This window comes from Streptomyces sp. NPDC004658 (genome assembly GCF_040609555.1).
Taxonomy (GTDB): Bacteria; Actinomycetota; Actinomycetes; order Streptomycetales; family Streptomycetaceae; genus Streptomyces.
Genome location: NZ_JBEXKG010000378.1, coordinates 1 through 1,752, shown reverse-complemented (window position 1 = coordinate 1,752; position 1,752 = coordinate 1). Strand labels below are relative to the sequence as shown.

Genomic DNA, 1,752 nt, shown 5'->3' with positions numbered 1-1,752 from the left:
CGACGCTCGGGACCCGAGACCCAAGACCCGGGCCGCACCCCGTCCCGGTACCCACGAAAGAGTGAACGGCGCCTCTCGAAGCTCGAATCCCGGGTCCCGAACCTCAAAGCCCGAGACTTGAGACCCGGGGCGAGCACGACAGGGCTGGATAGGCCCGGGTGCGGTATGGGACGGAGCCGGGCAGCCCGCTTGACCGAAGGTCAGGTCACCGCTGAATCGCTGTCAGCAGCGACGATGGGTGCTGCTAAGATCCGCGAGAATTCGAACGTGGGGGGCCGCCGGAGGATTCGTACTCCCGGCATGGTGTTCCCTGCATGGCGCGCCCTCCCCGGTCGTTGCGTCTGCTCGCGCCTCGCGCGGCAGCCCGTCCAGGAGGACATGTGCCGCACAGCAACTCATCCCGCAAGCTCCTGGCCGGGGCGGTAGCTCTCGCCCTCGGCACGATCGCCGGACCCCTCGCGCTGCCTGCGCTCGCGGATTCCGCGACCGGCACCGGGACCGCGACGACCCGCCCGGACACCGAGGTCCAGGCCGCCGGCACTGCTGCGCTGCCTCCGGGTTCGAAGGTGATCATGGCCGGCGCGACGGGCTTCCTTGCGTCGACTCGCGCCTACGACCTGTTGTGGACCCGGTACGCCGACGGCTCGACCACCAACCTGGGCCGTAGCTATGCGCAGGTGCCGATGACCCGGTCCTTCGGTTCGGTTTCAGACGTGGTGGCACTCGAACAGGGCTACCTCGACAAAGCCGACCACCGGGTCGAACTGCACGACATGTCCACCGGAGCGGTTTCCGTTGTGGCGCTGGGTAAGTCCCGCAATTTCATAGGCTCCGTCGGTTCCACAGCGATGGCGTGTCCCTGGTCGGCCGCGCAAGGCGGCGACTGCAGCGAACTGCACCTGCTCAGCATCGTGGACGGCGTGCAGACCGACCGGACGGTCACCGGACTTCCCGATGACGCACGAACGGTGGGCGTGGAGTCCACCGCCCCGGGCTCCCTGGTGCTGTCCTACAAGGATCCCCTCGGCGCGGACACCGGCTTCTCCTACGCTGTGGTCGACCTCGCCTCCGGCGTCGCCACACCCTCGCACCTCGCCCCCTCGACCTTCGCCGCCGCAGCTCTGTCCCCGAAGCACCTCGCCACCCTTCAAGGCGGGGTGTGGCCGGCCACCTCGCGGTTGCGCGTGGAAAACCGAGGCACAGGCGAGGTGACGCAGATCGACACGCACCAGCACACGTCGCCACCCTTGGTGGGGCTGGTCGGGGACTGGGCCCTGTTCGGCTCCGGAACCGCGCTGTCAGAAGGGTCCACCGACGAGGACTTCTCTTTCCGGGCGGTACGGGTCGGCGGGGGCACCAGCCGCAAGATCCTGGACCACGCCACATCGCTTGCTGCCACCCCCGACGGTGCGCTGCTGGTGATGGGCGGCACCCTCGCCCAGGGCGAAGGCGTCTACCGGGTGACCCCCGGTGCTGACGGTGCGCCAGTGGTGAAGCTGGTCGCCGGTACCGGCGAGCCGGAGGGGATCACCCTGGTGAGTTCCGACGTCCCCGCAGTGGCCACGCTCGACACAGCGCCCTGGAAGGCGAGGTGGCAACTGTCGCGCTACAACGCGGAAGTGATCCTCACCCTCCGCAACACCGCCACAGGCGCCTCCGACACGTCGTACCTGTCTCCATCCGACGCCACCACCGGGCCGGTGGGGATGGACTATCACGGGCGGATACGCATGGACTGGACGGGGTGGACCG

The 1,752-nt window shown here is 68.9% G+C and carries 1 pseudogene; it reads left to right on the top strand.

The features are described from left to right. Window positions 1-380 precede the first annotated feature (380 nt). Window positions 381-1,752, top strand: a pseudogene (locus tag ABZV94_RS41465) (hypothetical protein); the annotation flags it as partial.